The sequence below is a fragment of the Fibrobacter sp. genome (genome assembly GCF_045601785.1).
Taxonomy (GTDB): domain Bacteria; phylum Fibrobacterota; class Fibrobacteria; order Fibrobacterales; family Fibrobacteraceae; genus Fibrobacter.
Map to the genome: position 1 here is coordinate 1 of NZ_JAZSAF010000061.1, position 23,151 is coordinate 23,151.

Genomic DNA, 23,151 nt, shown 5'->3' on the forward strand with positions numbered 1-23,151 from the left:
ATCAAGCGGCTCACACTGTGCTTTTCCATGTATTCGCTCATGTCGATACGCACCAGCGCGTTCTCGTCGTCGAACAGTTCCACGGCAAGCGCCTTCGCAAGTTCCGTCTTGCCCACACCCGTCGGGCCCAGGAACAAGAAACTACCGATCGGCGCATTCTCGCGGCTTAAACCGCTACGGTTACGGAGTATTGCTTCCGAAACCGCTTCCACGGCCTCGTCCTGGCCAATCACGCGGGCATGCAGGCGTTCGTCCAGGTGCAACAACTTGGCCTTTTCGCCTTCGCACAGCTTCGTGACAGGGATTCCCGTCCAGCGGCTCACCACAAGGGCGATGGTCTCTTCCGTCACCTCTTCGCTCAGGTCACTGTCGCTGGCGGACTTCTTGATTTCTTCGGTCTTCGCGGCGATTTCACGCTCCAAGTTCACAATCTTGTTGTACTTGAGTTCGGCAGCGCGGTTCAAGTCGTAGCGGGCTTCAGCCTGCTCCATCTCGTCTTTCGCCTGCTGCAAAGACTTTTTAAGACTCTGCAATTCGGCGTTTTTCGCGCGCCTCTCCTGCCAACGATCCTGCATCAGCTTTACAGCCGCATCCGTCGTCGCCAGCTCTTCACGCAACTCTTTCAGACGCTTTACGCTGGTGTCATCGGTTTCCTTCGCCAAGGCCTGCTCCTCGATTTTCATCTGGAGTTCCTTACGCTGCAAGGTGTCCAAAGCTTCCGGCACCGTATCCATCTGCGTCTTCACAAGGCTTGCGGCTTCATCAATCAGGTCAATAGCCTTGTCCGGCAAGAAACGGTCACTGATGTAGCGGTTCGAAAGTTTCACCGCCGCCACGAGCGCGTTGTCGTGCAGACGCACGCCATGGTGCGCATCAAAACCGTCCTTGATGCCACGGAGAATGGAAATCGATTCCTCTTCGCTGGGCTCGTCAACCTGCACGGGCTGGAAACGGCGTTCCAAGGCGGAATCCTTCTCGATGTACTTGCGGTATTCCTGCGTGGTGGTGGCACCGATGCAGTGCAGTTCACCACGGGCCAGTTTCGGCTTGAGCATGTTGCCCAAGTCCATAGAGCCTTCGGTCTTGCCCGCACCCACGATGGTGTGAATTTCATCGATAAACAGCAAGGTATTGCCGTCTTCTTCAAGCGCGTCCAGCACGGCTTTCAAACGTTCCTCAAAATCGCCACGGTATTTTGCACCCGCCATCAAGGCAGACAAATCCAGCGCAAACAACTTCTTGCCCTTCAGGGCGTCGGGCACATCGCCGCGGTAAATACGCTCGGCGAGCCCTTCCACAATGGCGGTCTTACCCACGCCCGGTTCACCGACCAGGCAGGGGTTGTTTTTCGTCTTACGGCTCAGAATCAAGATGACGCGGCGGATTTCCTCTTCACGGCCAATCACCGGCGAAAGCTTTCCGTCAGCGGCCATTTCCACGAGTTCACGGCCGTACAATTTTAGCGGAGACTGTTCCTCGGCATTCGCGGCACCCGCAAACGGATCCGAAAGCCACGTTTCCACGACCTCCACGCTGCCCAACGCATCTTCAAAAACCTTCGCAAGGCCACGGTCGCCCGAGAACTTCATCAATGCCACGAGCATATCGCCCGGGGTCACCATGCGGTTCACCTGACGCGCCGCCTGCACAGAGGCGCGCAAAATACGGTTCAAGTCGTTATCAGGTTCCACGTCGGGGTTCACGCCTTCCATGCGCGGAATCTTCTGCACAAACGGCTCCAGCTTGCCGCGGAGCTCATTCGTCTTCGCGCCCTTCGACTTGTAGAGTTTCTTCAAGGTGGCATCGGGGCCTTCTACCAGGCCCACCGCCAAATGCGCCGCACCCAGGTAGGAATGCGAGCAACGGTCGCGCAAGCTCTGCGCCTTCGCCAACACCTTTTCTGCATCGTTATTGAAATCGGACATAGTTGCCTCTTTTTTATTTTTACCGCTTTCCAGATGCAAAACCCGTGCCAAGGCCCTAAAAGCCCTAAAAATACCGAGATTTTCTTCCCGTGTTTAATAAAAAAATGCCTTTTTTTCAAAAAAAAACGCTTTTCCGGCTCTTTTTGATACGTCGGGGTGTTGTAAAACACAACAACACTTTGTCGCCGACCACTATACCTTTTCACCCCGTAGGAATCTATCTTATAGATACGAAACCAAACATCCCAAACACCAACGACGGCATCCCTTTGGGGGGGATGCCGTTTGTTATATTTGTGCCATGTATATTATCGTAGGTCTTGGAAATCCGGGTACACAGTACCAGAATACGCATCACAACGCCGGCTTCATGGCTTTAGATACGCTCGCCAGTTCCGACAAGGACTGGAAATCGGAGCATAAGGCTCTGACGATGAAGGTAAACATTGCGGGGGAGGAAGTTCTCCTGGCAAAGCCGCAAACCTACATGAACCTCTCAGGCGAAGCCGTGCAGGCCCTGATGACTTGGTACAAGGTGAAAACGGACCACCTGCTGGTTTTTAGCGATGATGTCAACTTGGATGTGGGCCGCATCCGTTGCCGCAAGGACGGCAGTCACGGCGGACAGAACGGACTCAGGAACATCATTGATCATGTGGGCGACAAGTTTCCGCGCATCCGCTTCGGAGTCGGCAAGTGTCCGCCAAAATTTGACCTTTCCAACTGGGTTTTGGCGAAGTTCTCTCCCGAAGACCGCCCCGTATTCAACGAGGCGATTGCAAAGGTCCCCGCCTTGGTAGAATGCTATTTTAAGCTGGGAATCGAGAAGTGCATGGAACGCTACAACGGAAAGTAGCGGGGCGCCTTATTCCCTGATTGTGAATCGGAGCTCGGCGAACGGAGTGCAGAAATCCAGGTTCTCGAGGTTGTTCGTCTCGATTCCTGTGAACATACGGTAGCCGCCGCCTATCGAAATTTCAAGCATCTTGGTGACGCGGTAGTTGAAGTGCGCCGCCATATCCGCCGTGAAGAAGTAGTCTTCGGATTCGAAGGATTCGTCTTCGGGTTCCATCACGTAGAGCGCACCGCCACCAATTTGGATAGGCACGGAAACAGAGAACTTGTCGAAGCGGAGCGGGAACAGTTCCACGAATCCGCCGAACGACATGTACTTGATCATCTGTTTTTCTTTGACATTGTAGTTGCGAACATCGCTCAGGAGCCTGGAGACCCAGACACCCGTAGAAAACAGCGGGTTGATGTCGAGACCGATGCGCAGGTTCGCGAAGATGGCGCCGTCGTCAGCCACAAGCACGTTTCCGCCGCTTACGCCGATGAATGCCTTCAGGCCGTCGTCGGATTTTTCTTCGGGGGTGAACTGCACGCTGCGGAGTTCGGCGTTTGCAACTGCCGCAATGGCAACAACGAGCAAGAGAATCTTCTTCATAGTCGGTCTCCTTCTGAAAGTTAATCTACAGCCTGTCCTTCGTCATGTTCAGCCCTTCGGTGGGGGCTCCTTCCCAGTTCCATATACGGTCTTTGGATTCGGGCCAGGTGCAAATCGTCCACACCACGGAATTTCCGCAGAGGACTATGGTCCAAATGCCGAATACCAAGAAAAGGATGAGAGGAATAAAGGCGAGCGAACCGTAGAAAATAGACATACGGGTCACGAGCATAGTCTGGATAAGCATCAGGATCTTCACGTAGATGATAATGCAAATCCATGCGAGAACGGTAATGCCGATTGAAGAGACAAGCAACTTTTTCTTGGTGTAGTTCTTGGGGTCCGGTCTGGCGGGGAGCGCGTACAGGGTCAAGAAGATAACCAAGAGGAATGCGCCGTGAACAGTCAAGTACCAGAAAGCGTTGATCAGGGTCTTTAGGACCGAGGGGTCGAAGTGGAGTCCGTCGACGACGATGACCGAAAGCACGTTCTGCACATGGTTCACAAAGCCGGCGTAAAGACCGATGATGCCTGCAAAAATGAGGAGGAGCGGGGTATAGATGCGGAGCTGCTTGTGGAGCGGGCGAGAGACCTTGTTTTCCCAAACCACGTTGAAGTTCGATTCGAGACTTCCGAAGGCGAGGATGAACGTGATAAAGAGACCCATGGCGCCGATAAAGCCGAGCTTTCCAATGGGGACGTGTTCGGCGTTTTTCACGATGGCGATAATGGGGTCAATGGGCCAGTCCAAGTCTAGGAACTTAAGCAGGTGCGGCAGGTAGTCCGAGGCGAAATTGCCAAATCCGACGGCGATGGTAATCGACGTCAAGAGGATCAGCAGCGGAACCACGGCAAGGAATGTCGTGTAGGTGAGTGCCGCCGCACGGGTCAGTCCATGGAAATAGAGGAAAGACTTGCCTGCGATGATGGCAACTTTAACCGGAGTTCCGGAGCGTTCGGCGATGGCGTCGAACAGTCTTTCCCAGGAAAAATCCTTAAACCAATTGGGCATTCCGCTAAGAAAACCTTACTTGATGGTGCTGGTCAGGCGGAAGGCGAGTCCCACATCGCTCAGTTCGTTTTCGCTGTAGACGCTGAGCTGGATCTTGGACTTGCCGATGCTTTTCACATAGGCAACGGTCCATGCCCAGTCATCGTAGGTGCCCTTCGTGGCGCCGTAGAGGTTGTCGCGCTTGTTGATGTATTCCCATTCCACCATCAGGTTGCTCAACAGCGTGTTCAAGATGCCTGTTTTCGGGGCGAAGTCCAGACCCAGGTAGAACGGCTGGTAGTAGATGCCCGGCTGGAAGTACTTGGATTCGGGAGCGATGTAGTTTTCGGCATTCTGGTCGACATCGTCGTCTTGGGTGTAGATGCAAGCGTATTCACCATAGGCGCGCAGGAAGGGGAGGAATCCGTAGCTTGCGTAAGCGGCCACGCGGTGGGTAATGTAGGCACTGTTCTGAACCACGTCCACGAGGTTGGCGCGGTAGGCGGCCTTGACTTCGAGCGGGAAGGTGAACTTCATGTCGTCTTCGATGCGGATGTAGCCCTGGTTGGCGGTTCCGTTCTTGGCGGCGACCATGGCATTCAGCTGGTTGAGGCCGCTCTTCCAGCCAAGCTCAACGGCGTTGTGGCTGTAGTCGCGCATCCAGAGGCCGCGCTTGGTCAAATCCTTGTCGACATAGGTACCGAAGTTGGTGGACTGCGACCAGTCGGTTTTCCAGCGACCGATCTTCAGGTTCATCTGATTTTCGTCGTTGAGTTTCCACTTGTAGTTCACCCAGTAGAGGTCGGCGAGAATCTTGTCATAGCTAGAGGTCTTGCCGTCGCCGTCCTTGATCTTGTTGCCGAATTCGGGGGCGAAGATGCGGAGCATGATGGTTCCGTCCAGGTTGTCGCTCTTGTACTGACCACCGATGTTTGCGCGAATCCAGCCACTGCTGAAGTTGTTGTCTTCGTCGGCGATGGACTTGGTGACTTGAGTCTGCACATTGCCCTTGAGGGTCATGTTGTCGGTGACATCTGCGGCGATTGCGGAAATGCTCATGGCAAGTGCTACCGTAGCGAATTTCCTGAAGTTCATAGATACTCCTTGAAGGATTAGTTCTCGTGCTAAAATTTAGAATTTGGATCTTTTTTTTCAAGGAACTCTGCCAGAATATTGCTATTTTTGGCGCGTTTTTTTAGGGAGTGCCCCCATGAATTCTTTTTTTAGCGCAATCGTTTCTGTCGCTTTTTTGTTTGTGTGCGGTGTATCATCAGCGTATGCCCGCGATATTGTCCCGAACAAGACGCATGCAGTGCTCACGGTGTCCTATACCAACTTTGACGATGTTCCGCAGGCAAGAAAAAAACTTGTCTTTGTGGGACAGAACGACCCAAAGAAAAAAGTAACGGTCGTAACTGATGCCGAAGGTGAAGCGACTTTCCATATTCCGCGCGAGGAAACCTATACCATTTTCTGTGAGAGCCTTACGGGTCTTTTTGAATGTGGGACGAGCCCTTATGTGTCTACGACGGCTAGCACGGGGGGCATCAATGTCGCTTTTGACGACACCCGAGTCGAGCTCACGGGGGTAAACTTCAAGGCGGGAAGCGCAGAACTGGATTCGAGCTCGCTGCAGACCCTTGATGCCGCTATTGTAGGACTCAAGAAGAACCCGAAGGCAATCGTGGAAATCCAGGGGCATACCAGTTCCGAAGGCGACGAGAACATGAACCAGAAGCTCTCGGAAGAGCGCGCCTTTGTGGTGCTGCAGTACATGACTGCTAACGGTATCGATCGTGGACGCCTTGCCGCTAGCGGTTACGGATCTTCGCAGCCCAAGGCGACGAACGCCACGGAGGCGGGCCGCAAGAAGAACCGCCGCATCGAGCTCGTTGTTCTTCGTGACGATGATGGGGAGAAAAACTAGTTGTAAAACTAGTTTTTCCTGAAGCCGTCTTCTTCGAGGACGATTTTCCCTTCGCGGAAAAGTGCTCCGAGAATTTTCTTGAAGGTCTTCTTGGACATGCCGAATTCGCGGCGGATGTCTTCGGGGTCGCTCTTGTCGCCGTAGGGGAGGAATCCGCCCGCTTCTTCAAGCTTCTGGAGTACTGCGGCGGGACTTTCACTTTTCATGAGCCCCTTGTACCCTACGGGGGTGAGGTTCAGCGTAATTTTTCCGTCTTCGGTGAATCGCTGGATGTAGCCCGCCATGGTATCGCCGATGTAGATCCGCGGCGTGCCGGGGGTGACCATGAGCCTGCCCGTGTAACGGTAATCGACGAGAAAGTCGATGTGGTCTCGGGTGACTTCGTAGGCGGCAAGCTGCACTTTTTGTCCTAGGTGGAGTTCTGTGGTGTCCTGGTCCAAAAAGCTCTTGATCTTTTCGGTCGCGACGATGCGGTTGCTCTTGTCGTCTTCAAGGACATAGACCACGCATCGGTCGCCGCGCCTAAGTTCGCCGAGCTGCTGCTTGAAGGGCAAAAACAGGTCCTTGTTGAGTCCCCAATCCAAAAAAGCGCCGTAGCGGTTCACGTCCTTGACTTCCAGGACGGCGAATTCGCCGACGGTGGCAAGCGGCTTGTCGAGCGTGGCGATGGGGCGGTCTTCGGAATCCATGTAGACAAATACGTCTAGAACTTCGCCCACTTCGAGGGAGAATTCTTCCTTTTTTCCGGGGAGCAGCACGCGCCCGCCCGTCTCAAGTTCCAGATAATAGCCCTGCGGCATGATTTCTTCGACGCGGGCGCGGTTGTATTTGCCGAGTTCCATGGGGACCTTCCGTTCAAGTATTTCCCAAAAATAAAAAAAATGGGGGTGTTCTTGTAGGTTTGGGAGCATTTTCTTGGAATTTGGCGTATAGATAATATGGACCTTTAAAAAAAGGATGTCAAATGTCATCAAATTTACCTGTCGAAAGCTCCCCAAAATCCGCCAACCTGCTGTACCGCAGCGCAGACGCCCCCTTGTTGCCCCGCGAAAAGCTCGAAAAGTGGGGGGCGGCTTCCATGACGAACGAAGAATTGCTCGCGTTGATCCTGGGTAGTGGAAACCATGAGTGTAGTGTGTTCGAACTGTCCCGAAGGCTTTCTGACTTTCTTTCGGTTCAGACCCAGGTGCCTCCCCTCGAAGAGCTGCGCCGCATTCGCGGACTTGGCCGCGTCAAGGCATCGCAAGTCCTTGCGTGTCTTGAACTTTCGGGACGCTACATATTAGGCAATTCGTCTTGCCCGGTGATGTCTCCCGAAGACATTTTGCCGCGTCTTTCGTTCTTGAAATATGAAGTCCAGGAACATCTGGTGGTCGTGACTCTCACTGCAGCAAATGGCGTCATTGGAATCCATGAAATCACGACGGGGCTAGTAAACCAGACTCCGGTGCACCCCCGCGAGGCTTTTGTGAAGGCCATCGAGGACCATGCTGTTTCGGTCGTTTTTGCGCATAATCATCCATCCGGATCAATTGAGCCCAGTGGCGAGGACATGGGGGTGACCCGCCTGCTCTGTGCTTCGGGACGGATTCTTCGGATTCCGGTGCTGGATCACATTATCGTGGGGAAGGGTGGGTATACGAGTTTTTGCAGGATGTATCCAGAAATGTTCGAGAAGACTTTTGAACCAGCGTAGGGGTAAAAAGGAATATGTTTTTTTTCTTACATGGCTCGTGTTGTGGCGATTTCATTGATTTTTGTCAAAAATTCCGCGCTTAATGATTGTTTTTGTTTTTTAAAAGTTATATTTAAATCAGTTAAATCGGGTCGCCTTGTTTGGTTGGCTTCCCACTATTAAGGAGTTGCTATGAAAAAAGTAGCTATGGGCATGGCCCTTGCGCTGGCGGCTGCCGCCTTTGCAGGACATCCCCAGACGATTAATAAGGAAGGCTTCGTGGGTGTGAATAAAACCCAGTCGGCCCAGTCCTTGGGACATTCAAAGTTGGTATTTACCCTTTTGGGCGACGCAACCTTCGGCAACGACATGTTCCCGAACAACGATGCCGGTTACGCATTGACCGAACACGATCTTACCGGTCAGGGTTCGGACAAGTATGCGGGTGTGGCGGACTTCCTGGGTGGAAGTGCCTATATGGGCTTTTCTATCGGCATTTGGCACTTCTTTGACTTGGGTGTCACCATTCCGGTCTACTACGACCAGCTGACAGCCGATGATATCAATGGCAATGGTGCTATCCCTGCCACAAAGCCGGGTTACATTGGAAACCTCAAGGTTGACTTGAAGGCCCGCTTCCCGCTCCCTGAAGATCAGATGTTTGACATTGCTGTCTTTGGCGGTATTTCTGCCGGTACGGCGAACGCCACCAAGCAGGGCCTGTGGGTCCGTGAAGTGGAATACATCAATAGGAATTCGGGTGCCGCCATGCCGTTCGGCACCAAGAACACGACCATCAAGGGCGGTCTTGCCGTCACGATGGACGTGAGCAAGCTCGACGGTGGCGAAGGCTTCCCGTTCTTGCTGCACTTGAACGGTGGTTACCGCTACACGACGAACAGCGACTACATGTCGCTTCCGTTCATGAGTGCAGCCGCCGAAGTCTACTTCATGGACTTTATGTCGGTATTCGTGGAATACTACTGGGATATCCAGCTGGATGACTTTGATTTCTGCGAACCGTACAACACTGCTTTTGCTACGGATAGGTGCAGCGGCAAGCTCGACATGAAGCAGCTGACCGGTGCCTTGGTGTTCCATCTGCCGGTCGGAGTCGATCTCCATATCGGTGCTTCCTACTACCTGGGTGGCGAAAAGTACCTGACGAACGTGGCCGTGCTTGAAAATGCCGACCGCACCACTGACGAATCTGCCAAGCAGGTCGTTACTGCCGATCAAATTCGCGTGAACCCGCAGTATACCGTGTATGGCGGTCTCACCTGGAGCGGCTTCTTGCTTGCCCAGGACCGCGACGGTGATGGTGTCAATGACGACGAAGACAAGTGCCCCGACGATGTCGGCCACCGTTTGAACCAGGGCTGCCCGCTCGGCAATCCTGATGCCGACGAAGATGGCGTTTGCGACTCTTGGGTTGCCGAAAAGGGTTTCGAATCTGAATTTACCGAAGTTTGCGAAGGCGTCGACCAGTGCCCGAACGAAGCGGGTGAAGGCGACGATGGCTGCCCGCTCGATGAACCGGATGCCGACAAGGACGGCGTCTGCGATCCGTGGGTGTCCCAGAAGAAGCTTTCCAAGAAGTTTGCCGATGTCTGCCAGGGCATTGACGAATGCCCGAGCCAGGCTGGTTCTCCGGCATTCAACGGATGCCCGACCAAGCAGCCGGACCCGGATAACGACGGTCTCTGCTCTCCGTGGGTCACCGACGAAGGCGTGATGAATGAATTTGCCGATGTCTGTAAGGGTTACGACATGTGTCCGGGCGAACCTGGTTCCAAGGCGAACAAGGGTTGTGCTTGGGATGATCCGGATGCCGACAACGATGGCCTCTGCGATCCGTGGGTAACCGAAAAGAAGATGGGCTTCTACTTCGAAAAGGCTGCAGAAGACCAGGCTATGGCTCAGGAATGGTTCATCGACAAGTCTTGTAAGGGTATCGACAAGTGCCCGACCGAATTTGGTCCGGCCGGCAACGAAGGCTGCCCGCTTGGCGATCCGGATACCGACAAGGATGGCCTCTGCGATCCGTGGGTGACCGAAAAGAATATGCTTGAACAGTACGACGGCATCTGCTCTGGCGTCGACAAGTGCCCGACCGAAGCCGGTGAAGCATTTGCCCAGGGCTGCCCGATGGAAAGCCCGGACCCGGATGGCGACTCCCTCTGCTCTCCGTGGGTCACGAAGCAGAAGATGCTTGACCAGTTCAAGGATATGTGCCATGGCTATGACCGTTGCGAACTTGAAAATGGTCCTGAATGGAATAAGGGCTGCCCGATTGAAGACGATCCGGACCCGGATAAGGACGGCGCCTGCTCTGAATGGGTTGCTACCAAGAAGCTCCAGAAGGAATTCGCTGAAGTCTGTACCGGGATTGACCGCTGTCCGGATGAACCGGGTGACGACGGCCACGGCTGCCCGAAGAAGGCTGTCGAAAAGCTCGACGGCGTGACCTTCAAGAGCGGCAAGGCAACGCTTGAATCGAACGCCAAGAAGATCCTCCAGAACGTGGCTAAGAAGCTCGTGAGCGAAGATAGCTACAAGGATCTGAAGATTGTGATCCAGGGTCACACCGACAACAAGGGTAAGGAAAAGACCAACCAGAAGCTTTCCGAAAAGCGCGCCAAGGAAGTGATGAAGGTGCTTACCAAGGCCGGCGTGAAGAAGGATCGCATCAAGGCTATCGGTATGGGTTCCAGCTGCCCGGTTGAAGACAACAGCACCGAAGAAGGCCGCGAAATGAACCGCCGTATTGAAATGCACTTCGTGACGCCGGATAACGACGGTACCAAGTGCGAAAGCAACCTGGTGCAGTAATACGCGCTAATCTTTGAAGAAAGTCCTCGGCAGACCGCCGGGGACTTTTTCTAATTTAAATGATGATCAACAAACTACTGTCTACTATTTCTATGACAAAACTTGATGAAATTCTCCAGTCCTTGAACGCATCGAACCATGACCTCGTGGAGATGCTTCCCGTGAATTTGAACCACAAAATGGTCCAGAAGGCGCGCCTCGGCAAGAAACCCGTGCCCAAGCATACCCAGGACTTGATCTTACAGGCGCTGAACAAGTACCTTGTGCAGAACGCCGTGACCGAAGACAAGAAAGTCAAGCAGTACAAACGGGTAGAGCTTTTTGAAGAAGTAGACAGTAAACAGTAGGCAGTAGACAGGGATGGTTAGGCGACTTTGCCGCAATTAAGACCCATCAACGACTAGCCACTGTAAACTTCCTACTTCCAACTTCCTACTTCCTACTTTTTTTATTAAATTAGAAACATGCAACAATATTTAGACCTGTTAAAAGATATCTTGGATAATGGCGTTGACCGTTCTGACCGTACGGGGACGGGGACGCGCTCCGTGTTTGGCCGCCAGTGCCGTTATGACCTGTCCAAGGGATTCCCTTGCCTGACGACGAAGAAACTCCACTTGCGCTCGATTATCCACGAACTTTTATGGTTCTTGAAGGGCGATACCAACATCAAGTACCTGCATGACAACAAGGTGACGATTTGGGACGAATGGGCCGACGAAAACGGCGACCTTGGCCCGGTGTATGGCCACCAGTGGCGCAGCTGGCCCACCCCTGATGGTGGTCACATCGACCAGATCCAGAACCTGGTGAACAGCCTCAAGAACAATCCGGATTCCCGCCGCCATTTGGTGTGTGCCTGGAATGTGGCCGAAGTGGACAAAATGGCGCTTCCGCCTTGCCACTGCCTGTTCCAATTCTATGTCGGTGGAGTTGGTGCATCCGGAAAGCGCAAGCTCAGCTGCCAGCTTTACCAGCGCAGTGCCGATACCTTCCTCGGGGTTCCGTTCAACATCGCCTCTTACGCTCTTTTGACTTTGATGCTTGCCCAGGTCTGCGACTACGAACCGGGTGAATTCATCCATACCCTGGGCGACACGCACCTGTATTCGAACCACTTTGAACAGGCTCGTGAACAGCTGACGCGCACACCGCGCAAGCTCCCGACCATGAAGCTGAACCCTGCCGTCAAGGATCTCTTTGAATTTAAGTTCGAAGACTTTGAACTCGTCGATTACGATCCGTGGCCGACCATCAAGGCTCCGATTGCGGTGTAAGCGGAAGGGGAGGCTAAGAGATGTTGATTTCTGCAATCGTTGCAATCTCCCGAAACAATGTCATCGGACGAGATGGACACCTGCCGTGGCACCTGTCCGCCGACCTCAAGCGTTTTAAGGCGATTACCACGGGACATTCGATTATACTGGGTCGAAAGAACTACGACGATATCGGGCGCCCGCTTCCGAACCGTACCAACTATGTGCTGACGCGCAATGCGGCTTTCGAAGCCCCCGGATGCATCGTGTGCGGTAATCTGTCGCAGGCGATTGAATCTGCCCGTGCCGCCCACGAATCGGAATGCTTTATCATTGGCGGCGCGGCCGTCTACCGTGAAGCCATGCCCCTGGTGCAAAAGCTTTATGTAACGCGCGTTCTTGCCGATGTGGACGGCGACGTGTTCTTTCCCGAATGGGGTGATGGCTGGCACAAGGTAAGCGAAGAAAAATTCGAAGCCGACGAAAAGAACGATTTCCCGACCATTTTCGAAGTTTGGGAACGATAGCCCATTTTTTTCGTTTTTTTGTCCGTCTTTAATATATATTAAAGGTATGTTAGACTTTAACGTCTTTTACCGCTTGGCTGCGGCAATTGGTATTGGCCTGATTATAGGCATGCAGCGTGAGCACACCTACTACGACCAGTCGGATAGGCATCCGGCTGGGGTGCGCACGTTTACGCTCGTCGGTCTTGCCGGTGCGATGGCCGCTCTCCTGTCTGACCAGATGGGGGGCGTTGCTCCGTTTGTCACAGGCTTTGTTGTCGTGGGCATGCTGCTCATGGCGATGCACATTTCTTTTGCGATTGGCCGCAAGCGTTCGGATACTTCTGTGGAAGGCGCTCCCGTGGGGGGCGACGGCATTACGACGAGTGTCTCGGTGGTGATTGTTTATTTGCTGGGAGGCGTTTGCTGGTATGGGCGCCTGCTGGAATCCTGCGTGATTATGGTGGTGCTCCTCTGGGTGCTTTCGGCAAAAGAACAACTGCACGCTTTTGCTCAGAAGCTTTCCAAGGAAGACGTGCTTGCGACGGTCAAGTTTGCGGTGATATCCGCTTTGATTTTGCCGTTCCTGCCGAACCAGGCTTATGGCCCGCCAGGCCTTGAAGTCCTGAATCCGCATACCATCTGGCTTTTCGTGGTGTTCATTTCGGGCATAGGCTTTGTGGGCTATGTGCTGATTAAGCTGGTGGGGCCCGGTAAGGGTATCTGGCTTACGGGACTCCTGGGTGGGCTTGCGAGCAGCACGGCTTTGACTCTGAACCTTGCGGGACGCAGCCGCGAAAACGAAGATTATGCTTCGGACTTCACGCTTGGCATTGTTCTCAGCTGGGCGGTGATGTATGTGCGCCTCTACCTGATTTGCATCTTCTTGAGTGGAGCCCTTGCAAGGCCGCTAATGGCGCCGCTCCTGTTGCCGGTGGTTCCTGCACTTTCCTATGCGCTGTATCTCAAGGTAAAGGAATTCCGTGACCATCGGCAAAAATCCGCCGACTTTACGAACCCTTTCAAGCTTTTACCCGCCATCAAGTTCGGCATCGTGTTCACCTGCGTGATGTTTGTCGCGAATGCGGCGCGAGTCTACTTGGGTTCGGGGGCGCTCCTCGCATGTAGTTTCTTGGGCGGTGCCGCCGAAATGGATGCGGTGGCGTTCTCCGTGATCGATATGAATTTGAAGTCGGGCCTTGCGGTTCGTGAACTGGTGCTCGCGTTTTTGTTTGCAAGCCTCGCCAATACGCTCACGAAAGGAATCCTGGTGTGCGTTCTCGGTGCCAAGGCGATGCGCCGTCCGATAATTCCAGCGGTGGTGCTGATTTGTATTGTGACTGGTGGACTCATTGCGTATTATATGATGTGAACAGGAGAATTGGGGATATGGGCGAAAAGTTGATTCACGCTTTGACGGTGGCTGGCTTTGACGGTTCTGCCGGAGCGGGCTTTATCTCGGACATCAAGACGATGGCGCATTTTGGCGTGTACGGCCAGGCGGTCTGCACCGCGCTCACGCAGCAGAACGAAGAAGAATTCGTGGCTCCCGGCTGGGTCATCTGGGACCGCATCGAGGCGCAGCTCGAGACCCTTTTTAGAAAGCATACCTTCAAGTTCGTGAAAATTGGACTTGTGGAAAAGTCGCGTACCCTAAAACGCATCGTTGAATTTGTCCGAGAAAAGTCTCCGGACGCATTCATCGTATGGGATCCCATTGCAAGTGCTTCGGCGGGTTTTCACTTTATGCGCGATGTCGAAAAGTTCCTGCCGATTATGAAGTCGATTGACCTTGTGACGCCGAATCAAGATGAGTACAGCTATCTGGGGCTCGGACTTGCGGAATCCCGCGGCGAAATCCGCATGGGCCATGATTTTGCGGTGCTGCTAAAAGGCGGCCATGCTCACGGCAAGGAATCAATCGATACCTTGTGGTACAAAGATGAACAATACAAGTTCCGGAGCCCAAGGCTCCCCGGCAAGGGCAAACACGGCACCGGCTGTGTGCTGAGTTCAGCAATCCTTGCAAACGTGGCTCTCGGTAAGGATGTTCCCACTGCCTGCGAAATCGCGAAGAACTACATGAATGAATACCTGCAAAGTGGCGAAGGTCGGCTGGGGTTCTTGGTATGAGAAAAATTTCGATTGCTTTGTTTGTATTTGCACTCGGTTTTGCAGCTTGCGGTGATGGCAGCAGCTCTACTTCATCAACCGAGTCCGATATAATTGCCGAGGCCCCCGATTCCGATGTCATTCTGAGCAGCGATAGCCGCGATGGATCCAGTGAATCGCGGACTGAAAACGACTCTTCCTCAGATTTCCTGAGTTCTTCTTCTGTAATTTTGAGCTCTTCTTCTGTCATCCAGAGCGACAGCGAAGGATCTAGCAGTTCTGTTGATGAGTCCAGTAGTTCTTCCCTAGATGATCGGTGGAGTTGGGATGTCCCGAAGGACGCTCGCTTTAATCAAGATATTACATATGATTCTATGACAGACTCACGTGACAATAAAGTCTACAGGATCGTAACGATTAAAAACCAGGTGTGGATGGCGGAGAATTTAGACTATGCCGATAGTTCCCAGACGCCGAGTCTGAATGGTAATAGCTGGTGCTTCAATGACGAATCGCAAAATTGTGCTGTGACCGGTCGCCTTTACACTTGGGCTGCAGCGATTCAGATTTGTCCCGATGGCTGGCATCTGCCGACAGACAAAGAATGGGAAGGTCTTTTTGCTGCTGTTAGCGGTCAATCGACTGCAGGTAAATATCTCAAGTCTAAGACAGGCTGGAATGGTAACGTCAAAGGAGTGGATGATGTCGGTTTTTCTGGGCTCCCTGCCGGTTACAGGGACAACGAAGGCGGCTTCAACTCCGATGGATACAGAGCTATCTTCTGGAGCTCTACTGAGAGCAGTAGTGACGGTGCCTATGACATGAACCTGTTCTTCGATAACGTCAATGCTGCCCTAGGGATCCACACTAAGGACTACGGGTTGTCGGTGCGTTGCCTAAAAGACTAACCGGCTGGATTATTCCAAGTTGGAATATGCGTTTGGCCAGTTGACATCTTTTTTTTGCCCTTTCTTGTAAATAAATTATAGATTGAAAGAAATTCATTTACGAAGAGGTGCTATATGGGTTGCAAAAATTCCCAAAATCTAGGAAAACGAATGCTTTGGTTGCTTCCAGCTGCAGCAGCCATCTTGTTTGCCGCCTGCGGTGATGATGGTAGCTCCACTAAGGGAGCTGATCCTGTCGATGATTTGACAAGCTCATCAGCTGTGTCCGACATTATGGCGGATACTTTCGCAGACTTGCCCGTCTGCGTCGATAAGCGCGAAGGCGCAATCGCTTATGTGAAGGATGAAAAGCTTGCTTACGTTTGCGAAAACGGTGACTGGACGTCCGATGCCGACGAATCCTCTTCCTCCGACAAGGACGAAGCGACCTCTAGCAGCAGTACTGACAAGCCGAATTCCTCCTCCGACACCCAGAGTGACGGCGAAGGATCTAGTAGTTCCAAGGTCCCTGCCAGCATTGAGCAAGGTCAAAGTGAGCCTGCCGAAGGGTCTTGCAGTAGCACAGATTCGTCGAATTCATCCTCCAGTGTAGGCAAGGACTCTAACAGCAGTTCTTCCCTCGTCATTCCTAGCAGTAACGAGGAATCCAGTAGCAGCATTGGAGAGGCTGCCTCTAGCAGTTCATCTGTTGAATTGAATTGTTCTGTTTTTTCAGAGGGTGAATCTGGCTGGAACTGGGATGTCCCCAAAGAATGTCGCTTCAATTCGACAATTACCTATGGCTCCATGACGGACCCCCGCGACAAGAAGGTCTACAAGACCGTCAAGATTGGTGACCAGACTTGGATGGCGGAAAACTTGAACTATGCCGACAGCACGAAGACTCCGAGTCTGTTGGAGCGCAGCTGGTGCTATAGCAACAAGGTTGAAAATTGTGATGTGGCGGGCCGCCTTTACACTTGGGCTGCGGCCATTGACTCGGTGAAACTGGCGACCGCTGCCGACAACCCGCAGGACTGCGGCTACGGCAAGACTTGTTCGCTCTCGGCAATGGTTCGGGGCATTTGCCCCGATGGCTGGCATTTGCCGACCAAAACCGAATGGGAAACCCTGTTTGACGAAGTGGGCAGACAATCAACTGCCGGTAAGATTCTCAAGTCGCAGACGGGGTGGTACAATAATGGCAACGGTACTGACGCCTATGGCTTTTCTGCGCTCCCTGCTGGCCTCAGGTACTACACTGGAATTTTCGATGGCGGTGGTGACTACGCTTACTTCTGGAGTGCCACAGAGAATTTTAACCAAGCCTACCATATGTACCTGTACAGCGACAACGAGGATGCGAACTTGTACGCCTACTACAAGGACTACGCCTACTCAGTTCGTTGCCTCAAGAACTAGTGGTGAGGCGAAGGGCTCCGTAGGAGTCCCTTAGTTTTTTTGAGGGGGTGTTGCGGGGGATTCCCCCGCAGTAGGGGTAATGGAAGACCCGGCGATAGCCTGTCCGCTAAGCGATGTCGGCCGAAGGCCGTAATTTGTTCACGTGCGGAGCAGGCTGAGTCGGGGCTGTAATTAGGGGGAGTCTTCCCCCTTTATAAAACAAAAAAGGCACCCCGCAGGGTGCCTTGAATTTTGTGGATTGCTTCGCCCCGTCGGGGCTCGCAATGACGTTGTTGATTAATCTTCTTCAGCCGGGCGCTTGGAGAGCTGCTTGCGCTTGATCGGGTCGAGCTCGGTCTTCCTCAGGCGCAGCACTTCCGGCGTGACTTCGATGCATTCGTCTTCGTTGATGAAGGTGACGCATTCTTCCAAAGTCAGGCGGCGGTACGGAGTCAGCTGGATCATGTCGTCGGCAGACTTGGAGCGCATGTTGGTCAGGTGCTTACCCTTGGTGACGTTCACGATGATATCGACATCGCGGTTGTGTTCACCCACGATCATGCCCGGATAAACTTCGGCACCCGGTCCGATGATGAGGTAACCACGGTCTTCCAAGTTGGAAAGAGCATAGCTTGCGGCTTCGCCCGGTTCCTTCGCGATGAGCACGCCGTTCACGCGGGCCGGAATTTCGCCCTTGTACGGTTCGTAGTCCTTGAAGATGGACTGGCTGACGGCGTAACCCTTGGAAAGGGACAACAGCTTCGGGCGTATTCCGATAAGGCCACGGGAGGGCACCAGGTATTCGAGAGTGACGCGGTCGTTTTCGTCGGTGGTCATGTTGACCATTTCGCCCTTACGGGTGTTGATTTCCTGGATGCAGGCGCCGCTGAATTCGTTCGGCACCTCGACCTTGAATTCTTCGATCGGTTCCAAAAGCTTGCCGTTTTCGTCGTTCTTGAAAATCACCTGCGGGCTCCCGATGGTGAATTCGTAGAGTTCACGACGCATGTTTTCGACGAGGATAGTGAGGTGCAGAATGCCTCGGCCGGACACCTTGAAGGTGGATGCACCGTCGACCTTTTCGACGAGGAGGGCGGGGTCTGCCATGTGGGCGCGTTCCAAGCGTTCCTGGAGCTGGTTACCCGTCATGAACTTTCCACCGTACTTGCCGGCCAGGGGCGAGGTGTTCACGGTGAAGAGCATAGAGATGGTCGGCGGGTCAATGTGGATGCGGGGGAGGTGCACCGGATTGTTCGTCGAAGAAAGGGTGTCACCGATGTCGAAGTTGTCGAGACCGGCAATCAAGATGATGTCGCCCGGGCCCGCTTCTTCGATCGGCTGTGGGGTCAGGCCTTCGTAGCGCAGAATCTTCTGGATGCGGATGTTTTTCACCTTGCCGTCGCTCATAGCCTGGGCAACGGTCATGTTCGGCTTGAAGGTACCCTGCTGCACGCGGCCCACGGCCAAGCGGCCAAGGAAGCCCGAGTATTCAAGCGATGCAATCTGCAGAAGCGGTTCTGCAGCCGGATCGCCCTTCGGGGCCGGGATGCGTTCGATAATCTTGTCCATCAAAATGTGGAAGTCGCCATCGGGGTCTTCCATTTCGGCCTTGCAGATGCCCTTACGGCCGGAACCGAACACCTTGTCGAAGTCCAGCTGCTGTTCGTTGGCGTCGAGTTCGCAGAACAGGTCGAACACCTTGTCCAACGCGCCGTGCGGGTTACAGCCGTCGCGGTCGATCTTGTTCACCACAACGATTGGAATGAGTCCCATTTCGAGGGCTTTCTGGGTCACGAAGCGGGTCTGAGCCATGGGGCCTTCGAAGGCGTCCACCACCAGAATCACACCGTCCACCGTGCCGAGCACGCGTTCCACCTGGCCGCCGAAGTCGGCGTGCCCCGGGGTATCGACGATGTTCACGCGATAGCCCTTGTACATGACGCTCGTGTTCTTGGAAAGGATGGTGATGCCGCGTTCGCGTTCCAAGTTGTCGCTGTCCATCACGCGTTCGTTCACTTCTTCGTTTTCGTGGAAGGTTCCGCACTGCTTGAGGAGCTGGTCCACCAGGGTAGTCTTACCGTGGTCAACGTGGGCGATAATGGCGACGTTTCTGATTTTAGATGTATCCATAATGGCTCTTTTGATTGACGTTTATTTTTGGGCGCAAATTTAGAAATTCTAGCCGACTATGGCAATGTTTTGGGGCCAAGTTTACTATATTTGGGGTACTATGGCAAAAGAATTCGACAATTTTGACGATGATGAAATGGACGAGGCCGCCCTCGAGAAGTTCGAATCCGAGGAAAGCTTAAACCAGACTCCCCAAATCCGCGACTACAGCGACCGCCGTATTCTGATTTGGGAAGAGGACGATTCCCATCGCGAGGCCTGTCTCGAAGTGCTTACCGACCTTTTGGTGGGTGCCACCATCAAGGCGGTAAAGACCGAAGCCGAAGCCCAGGAACAGCTCGAAAATGACGACTGGGACACATTCGTTGTCGATTTCTACACCGAAGGCGTTTCGTCCAGCGAATTCATCAAGAACGCGAACAACTATCCGGGTTCGATTCTTGTTGCAATCAACATGGGACCGCTGACTCTTTCCGAAGAGCGCGATCCCGTCCGTACGGAACTTCTGCGCAGGCTCTTCGACATCGAAAAAGCCAATACGCAGATTCACGCTTAACCTATTCGCAGAACTTTAGTTCACCGGGAGTGGGACTCCCCATGCACCACGCAGTGGAATCGCTGCGGGTTTTCCACGATTCGATGTTCAGCTGAGTGCTGATGCCGTTCTTGGAATTTGTAGGAACGACATTGGAATGCAGCGAGTCGGGGCTTGCTGAATAATAGAGCGAGTCAATCGTTGTTCCATTGCACTTGAGGACGATGCTGCTCTTGGTGCCCACCAGCGGTGTCCAGCCGTCGGTGTTGACGCTTAGCGGGGGAGTGTTTTCCTTGGAAGCGTCGCCCAGAACAAGGGCGCTTCGCGGTTCGATTTCGCTTACGGTCAGCGGCATGTACTTTAGGGTTGTCGACGTGCCCGAAGCTGAGATTCCGAGAGCGCAGTCATCCAAGATCAGTGTGTCGAGGCTTCCGTTGTAGATTTCTACGAATTCATACTGGGAACTGTCCTTGCTGTCTGGGCTTGCGAAGAATTCCGTAATCAGGATATCTTCGGTCCTGGGGCTGCGGTAGCCTGCCTTGAGCGGAACGGTCATTTCGACGAGGCGCTCTTCGGCGGCCTGAATCGATATCGAGACCGCACTTCGGAGCGAGTTCAGAGTAAGGGTGGGTACTGGGCTATCCTCGGTGAGCGAGAACTTGTCTGTCACCTTGTAGATTTCGTCGCCGCTCTTGTTGGAAAGCGTGATTTCTACGTTGTATTCGCGGTTGAGCGAGAGCATCCCGCTTTTGAAGAGGAATCCTTCGGCGGTTCTTTCCATCGGGACTATGTAGCGGTCGCTTCCCGAAGAGAGCGTCATGGAGCCACTTTCGACTCCGGCGTCGTTCTTGAGTCCGAGCGGCACTTCGACATACACGAAGCCCACGACAGGGTGCATCTGGATATTCAAATCGACGCTTGTTCCCGCTTCGAGCCTAGTCTCTAGTTCACCAAGCTGCATCAGGGCGCCGTTTGCGTAGATCTGCGCCTTGAATTTCCAGTGGTCGCTAGGGAAAAGGTCCATGCTGAATGTGGGATTGTTGGCAGAGCGGACATAGTGGAGCGTGTCGGTTCCGTAGCAGTCCAGCACCAGGCTGTCCAGCAGCGGGGGCGCCTTGTAGGCAAGGCTCAGTGCGACCGATGTCGTGCCCGACTTGCCGATGGCAGCACTTGTTTCGTTCGATTCGCTGCCACAGTTCCAGAGCGAAAGGGCGCACAGGAGCGATGTGGCGATTTTGGCGTGTTTTTTCATCATAGGACTCATGATACCTCCATTGGTTGAGTGGTCCTATTTACTATCACGCTGGAAATGCTGCAAATGTGGAAAGATATCCCCTTTTGGGGGAACTTTTTAGTGTAAAAATATGTTTAGAAAATTGGTGCGGACGTGAAGCTTTCGGCAACTGGGCTTGTGCACCTGCTATTTCAAGGGCTTCTTGCCGTTTTCCTTGCGGTTGCCTTGCAGCTTGGTGGCGCAGGCCTTGTCCTGCCGCAAAATTTTGACGAGGGCGCTTGGTGTCAGGTTGAATGCCGCTGCCGCAGCCTTGGTGTCGCCAGCCTTGGTTGCCATGATGTCGAACACGTGAGCGACAAACAGCGGAAAGAGCGCGTTGCTTGGCTGTAGGTGTCCGTTGCTTCCCGGAAAGGGAATTTCGGGAATTGCGGGGGCTTCGCGAACCTGGAGCGCTAGCGCCATCTGCATTCGGTGCAGTGCATGCACCTTGTTTTCGTGGGCGGATCTCGCTTCGCAGGCTTTGATTTCTAAATTGAATTCCCGAAGGGTGAGCAATACTCCCGTATTGGTCTTGTTGCGGTGTTGTCCGCCGGGGCCGGACCCCTGGTACCCTTTCAGGGTGCAGGCGCGGAGCAGCTCGTCCAAAGTCATTCTCAAGTAGGTATCGCGATGCATGTACTGAAAAATAAAATAGTTGTGGTGCTTTCGTCGGTTGCCTTGGCTGCGTTGGCCTGCCTAGGCGGTTGTGCGGGGTCGTCTGACCAATCGCAGGTGAAGGAATCTGCCGAAGTCAAGGACGCCAAGGTTCAGGACCGTGAGCAGGACAAGCAGCAAATGCTTGAAGACATGTTCCGTAACTTCCTGATGGCAATTCGCGAGGATACTCCCGCCGAAGATTTGTATGCGATGCTCACGGATTCCTCGGAATATTGGCTCGATACGCTGGAACACCATGCGCGCATCTATGGTCCCGAGGATCTAGATACCTGCCAGTTCTACGAAGCCTATGCCATTCTGCTCTACCGCCTCTATGAACGTGAGCACCTGTGGCAGGTTCCCGAGGACCGCATGCTTTGGCTTTTCTTGTCAAAAGCGGGGGTAATCCACAACTTTACCAAGCTGAAACTTGGTCCGATGAAGGTGAAGAACGACCGCGGAAGTATTGGTCTTGCGCAAAGTCCCGAGGTTCCCATCATGATTTTCGAGTGGGACGACAAGGCCTGGAAATTGGATCTTGTGGAAACGATTCCCCTGATTACGAAGGGTGTCGAGGCCATTGCGCTCAAGAAAAGCTGGAGCCACAAGAAACTTGCCCTCTACTGGCTTGATCGCGAATACCATATGCAGTACACTAGGCTTGACGATTCCCTTTGCGAACCTATTGGGTTCTAGCGATCCCCTATGAAAGTTTTTAGCGCGTTTTTGTTGAGCCTTGCCGTTGCGGTTTGCGCAGCACCGGTAAAAAAAACGGCCCAGTACACGGCAGGTTCTGCCAAGGTGATGGGGGCCGTTGAGTCGAAGGTCCCCTTTAGCGGCGACCGCCTTTTTGGTGTACTCGATTCGGTGGGCGGTACGGGTACCTGGATGGAGTGGGATATCAACGGAGTCAAGGACCCGTCGCTCATGGACGTGTTGAATCCGATGCTTTCGGGAGCGAACAAGCCCGAAATGGTGTGGGTTGTGACCGAGCGCTCTAAACCCCTGGTGGCGGTCCTTTTGCCCAAAGGTAATGGCGAGGTGATTCTTTTTTACGAACTGAATTCGCTGAATGCAAAGCCTGAACCGCTTTCGGTGAATCCGGTGCTGAGCCCAGACGTCGTCCTTCGCGATTACAGACAAATTTCTGAGACGGAATTTGTCCACCGCGACAGGGAAAATTTGAAGGTGAAACTTATGCCCAAGGGAATGAGCTTTACCTATGAAAAGAGGGGTGAAGATCCGCTACGCATGGAGCGTGATTACGCCTCGAAAACATTCGCCGAAAAGCAGTCTATCCTCCGCGACTACGAAGACTATTTCAAGTATGAATATTCGCTGATGCTCCGTGCGTTTGTTCAATCGACCCGCGGCATATTCAACTGGCAGGCATGGCACTGGTACATGCCCGAATGGAATGCGAAGTTTTTGATGAGCAGACGGGAGCTGGAAGCGATTCTTGTGCGTGGCGTAGCCCCTTCGATGTGGACCCTTTTTAAGACGAAAACAGCCCGTGGCGAAACCGTAGAATTCAAGTGCAATGGAAATGGCTTCTGGGAACTGGATGTGATTGGGTTCTAATAGCCAATTTTGCTAT

22 protein-coding genes are annotated in these 23,151 nt (G+C 53.4%); 14 read left to right on the plus strand and 8 right to left on the minus strand.

What is annotated here, in order from left to right:
- The coding region (locus ACKI61_RS09495) for an ATP-dependent Clp protease ATP-binding subunit (protein WP_407457493.1) at positions 1 to 1,925 on the minus strand (1,925 nt) is incomplete at its 3' end.
- Positions 1,926 to 2,226: 301 nt separating this feature from the next.
- Between ACKI61_RS09495 and pth the strand changes: the two genes are divergently transcribed.
- Complete coding sequence (gene pth, locus ACKI61_RS09500) at positions 2,227 to 2,781, plus strand: aminoacyl-tRNA hydrolase (RefSeq protein WP_407457494.1); 555 nt, start codon at positions 2,227 to 2,229, stop codon at positions 2,779 to 2,781.
- Positions 2,782 to 2,790: 9 nt separating this feature from the next.
- On the opposite strand, the gene ACKI61_RS09505 is transcribed toward pth, so the two are convergent.
- The 3 genes from ACKI61_RS09505 to ACKI61_RS09515 are packed head-to-tail and all read right to left on the minus strand — an operon-like array spanning position 2,791 to position 5,458.
- A complete protein-coding gene (locus tag ACKI61_RS09505; RefSeq protein ID WP_407457495.1) occupies positions 2,791 to 3,372 on the minus strand; it encodes a hypothetical protein in 582 nt (193 codons plus the stop codon).
- 25 nt (positions 3,373 to 3,397) lie between these two features.
- Positions 3,398 to 4,384 (minus strand): YihY/virulence factor BrkB family protein, encoded by a 987-nt coding sequence (locus ACKI61_RS09510; protein ID WP_407457496.1) that lies wholly within the window; start codon positions 4,382 to 4,384, stop codon positions 3,398 to 3,400.
- Positions 4,385 to 4,399: 15 nt separating this feature from the next.
- Positions 4,400 to 5,458: a hypothetical protein gene (locus ACKI61_RS09515; protein ID WP_407457497.1), complete on the minus strand. Its 1,059-nt coding sequence runs from the start codon at positions 5,456 to 5,458 to the stop codon at positions 4,400 to 4,402.
- Positions 5,459 to 5,573: 115 nt separating this feature from the next.
- Between ACKI61_RS09515 and ACKI61_RS09520 the strand changes: the two genes are divergently transcribed.
- Positions 5,574 to 6,290, plus strand: a complete 717-nt coding sequence (locus ACKI61_RS09520) for an OmpA family protein (protein ID WP_407457498.1) — start codon at positions 5,574 to 5,576, stop codon at positions 6,288 to 6,290.
- An 8-nt stretch (positions 6,291 to 6,298) separates the two neighbouring features.
- Here the strand turns inward: ACKI61_RS09520 and ACKI61_RS09525 are convergent, their stop codons facing one another.
- Complete coding sequence (locus ACKI61_RS09525) at positions 6,299 to 7,132, minus strand: S1 RNA-binding domain-containing protein (protein WP_407457499.1); 834 nt, start codon at positions 7,130 to 7,132, stop codon at positions 6,299 to 6,301.
- A gap of 122 nt (positions 7,133 to 7,254) precedes the next feature.
- Here ACKI61_RS09525 and ACKI61_RS09530 point away from each other — a divergent pair, with 122 nt between their 5' ends.
- The 9 genes from ACKI61_RS09530 to ACKI61_RS09570 all read left to right on the plus strand — a co-directional run bounded on the left by ACKI61_RS09530 (position 7,255) and on the right by ACKI61_RS09570 (position 16,980).
- A complete protein-coding gene (locus ACKI61_RS09530) occupies positions 7,255 to 7,986 on the plus strand; it encodes a RadC family protein (protein WP_407457500.1) in 732 nt (243 codons plus the stop codon).
- A 171-nt stretch (positions 7,987 to 8,157) separates the two neighbouring features.
- On the plus strand, positions 8,158 to 10,797 hold the full coding sequence (locus ACKI61_RS09535; RefSeq protein ID WP_407457501.1) for an OmpA family protein: 2,640 nt from the start codon (positions 8,158 to 8,160) through the stop codon (positions 10,795 to 10,797).
- Positions 10,798 to 10,889: 92 nt separating this feature from the next.
- Positions 10,890 to 11,144, plus strand: a complete 255-nt coding sequence (locus ACKI61_RS09540) for a hypothetical protein (protein ID WP_407457502.1) — start codon at positions 10,890 to 10,892, stop codon at positions 11,142 to 11,144.
- A gap of 117 nt (positions 11,145 to 11,261) precedes the next feature.
- Positions 11,262 to 12,074 carry a thymidylate synthase gene (locus ACKI61_RS09545; protein ID WP_173566202.1) on the plus strand — a complete coding sequence of 271 codons (813 nt, stop codon included), beginning with the start codon at positions 11,262 to 11,264 and terminating at the stop codon, positions 12,072 to 12,074.
- Between the two features lie 20 nt (positions 12,075 to 12,094).
- Positions 12,095 to 12,580, plus strand: a complete 486-nt coding sequence (locus ACKI61_RS09550) for a dihydrofolate reductase (RefSeq protein WP_407457503.1) — start codon at positions 12,095 to 12,097, stop codon at positions 12,578 to 12,580.
- Between the two features lie 46 nt (positions 12,581 to 12,626).
- Entirely contained in the window at positions 12,627 to 13,931 is a 1,305-nt protein-coding gene (locus ACKI61_RS09555; RefSeq protein ID WP_407457504.1) for an MgtC/SapB family protein, read from the plus strand.
- A 17-nt stretch (positions 13,932 to 13,948) separates the two neighbouring features.
- Positions 13,949 to 14,692, plus strand: coding sequence for a hydroxymethylpyrimidine/phosphomethylpyrimidine kinase (locus ACKI61_RS09560; protein ID WP_407457505.1), 744 nt, complete (start codon positions 13,949 to 13,951; stop codon positions 14,690 to 14,692).
- Positions 14,689 to 15,579 carry a fibrobacter succinogenes major paralogous domain-containing protein gene (locus ACKI61_RS09565; RefSeq protein ID WP_407457506.1) on the plus strand — a complete coding sequence of 297 codons (891 nt, stop codon included), beginning with the start codon at positions 14,689 to 14,691 and terminating at the stop codon, positions 15,577 to 15,579. The genes ACKI61_RS09560 and ACKI61_RS09565 overlap by 4 nt, the downstream gene beginning before the upstream one ends.
- Before the next feature lie 150 nt (positions 15,580 to 15,729).
- Positions 15,730 to 16,980 carry a fibrobacter succinogenes major paralogous domain-containing protein gene (locus ACKI61_RS09570; RefSeq protein WP_407457507.1) on the plus strand — a complete coding sequence of 417 codons (1,251 nt, stop codon included), beginning with the start codon at positions 15,730 to 15,732 and terminating at the stop codon, positions 16,978 to 16,980.
- Positions 16,981 to 17,256: 276 nt separating this feature from the next.
- On the opposite strand, the gene typA is transcribed toward ACKI61_RS09570, so the two are convergent.
- Positions 17,257 to 19,089 carry a translational GTPase TypA gene (gene typA, locus ACKI61_RS09575; RefSeq protein ID WP_300191913.1) on the minus strand — a complete coding sequence of 611 codons (1,833 nt, stop codon included), beginning with the start codon at positions 19,087 to 19,089 and terminating at the stop codon, positions 17,257 to 17,259.
- A gap of 100 nt (positions 19,090 to 19,189) precedes the next feature.
- On the opposite strand from typA, the gene ACKI61_RS09580 reads away from it, so the two are divergent.
- Entirely contained in the window at positions 19,190 to 19,645 is a 456-nt protein-coding gene (locus ACKI61_RS09580) for a hypothetical protein (RefSeq protein WP_173566210.1), read from the plus strand.
- Position 19,646: 1 nt separating this feature from the next.
- Here the strand turns inward: ACKI61_RS09580 and ACKI61_RS09585 are convergent, their stop codons facing one another.
- Both ACKI61_RS09585 and ACKI61_RS09590 read right to left on the minus strand, forming a co-directional pair.
- Entirely contained in the window at positions 19,647 to 20,879 is a 1,233-nt protein-coding gene (locus ACKI61_RS09585) for a lamin tail domain-containing protein (protein WP_407457508.1), read from the minus strand.
- 165 nt (positions 20,880 to 21,044) lie between these two features.
- Positions 21,045 to 21,533 carry a peptide chain release factor-like protein gene (locus tag ACKI61_RS09590; protein ID WP_407457509.1) on the minus strand — a complete coding sequence of 163 codons (489 nt, stop codon included), beginning with the start codon at positions 21,531 to 21,533 and terminating at the stop codon, positions 21,045 to 21,047.
- Here ACKI61_RS09590 and ACKI61_RS09595 point away from each other — a divergent pair.
- Positions 21,528 to 22,250 (plus strand): hypothetical protein, encoded by a 723-nt coding sequence (locus ACKI61_RS09595; protein WP_407457510.1) that lies wholly within the window; start codon positions 21,528 to 21,530, stop codon positions 22,248 to 22,250. The genes ACKI61_RS09590 and ACKI61_RS09595 overlap by 6 nt on opposite strands.
- A 9-nt stretch (positions 22,251 to 22,259) precedes the next feature.
- On the plus strand, positions 22,260 to 23,135 hold the full coding sequence (locus ACKI61_RS09600; RefSeq protein ID WP_407457511.1) for a hypothetical protein: 876 nt from the start codon (positions 22,260 to 22,262) through the stop codon (positions 23,133 to 23,135).
- Positions 23,136 to 23,151: the final 16 nt, after the last annotated feature.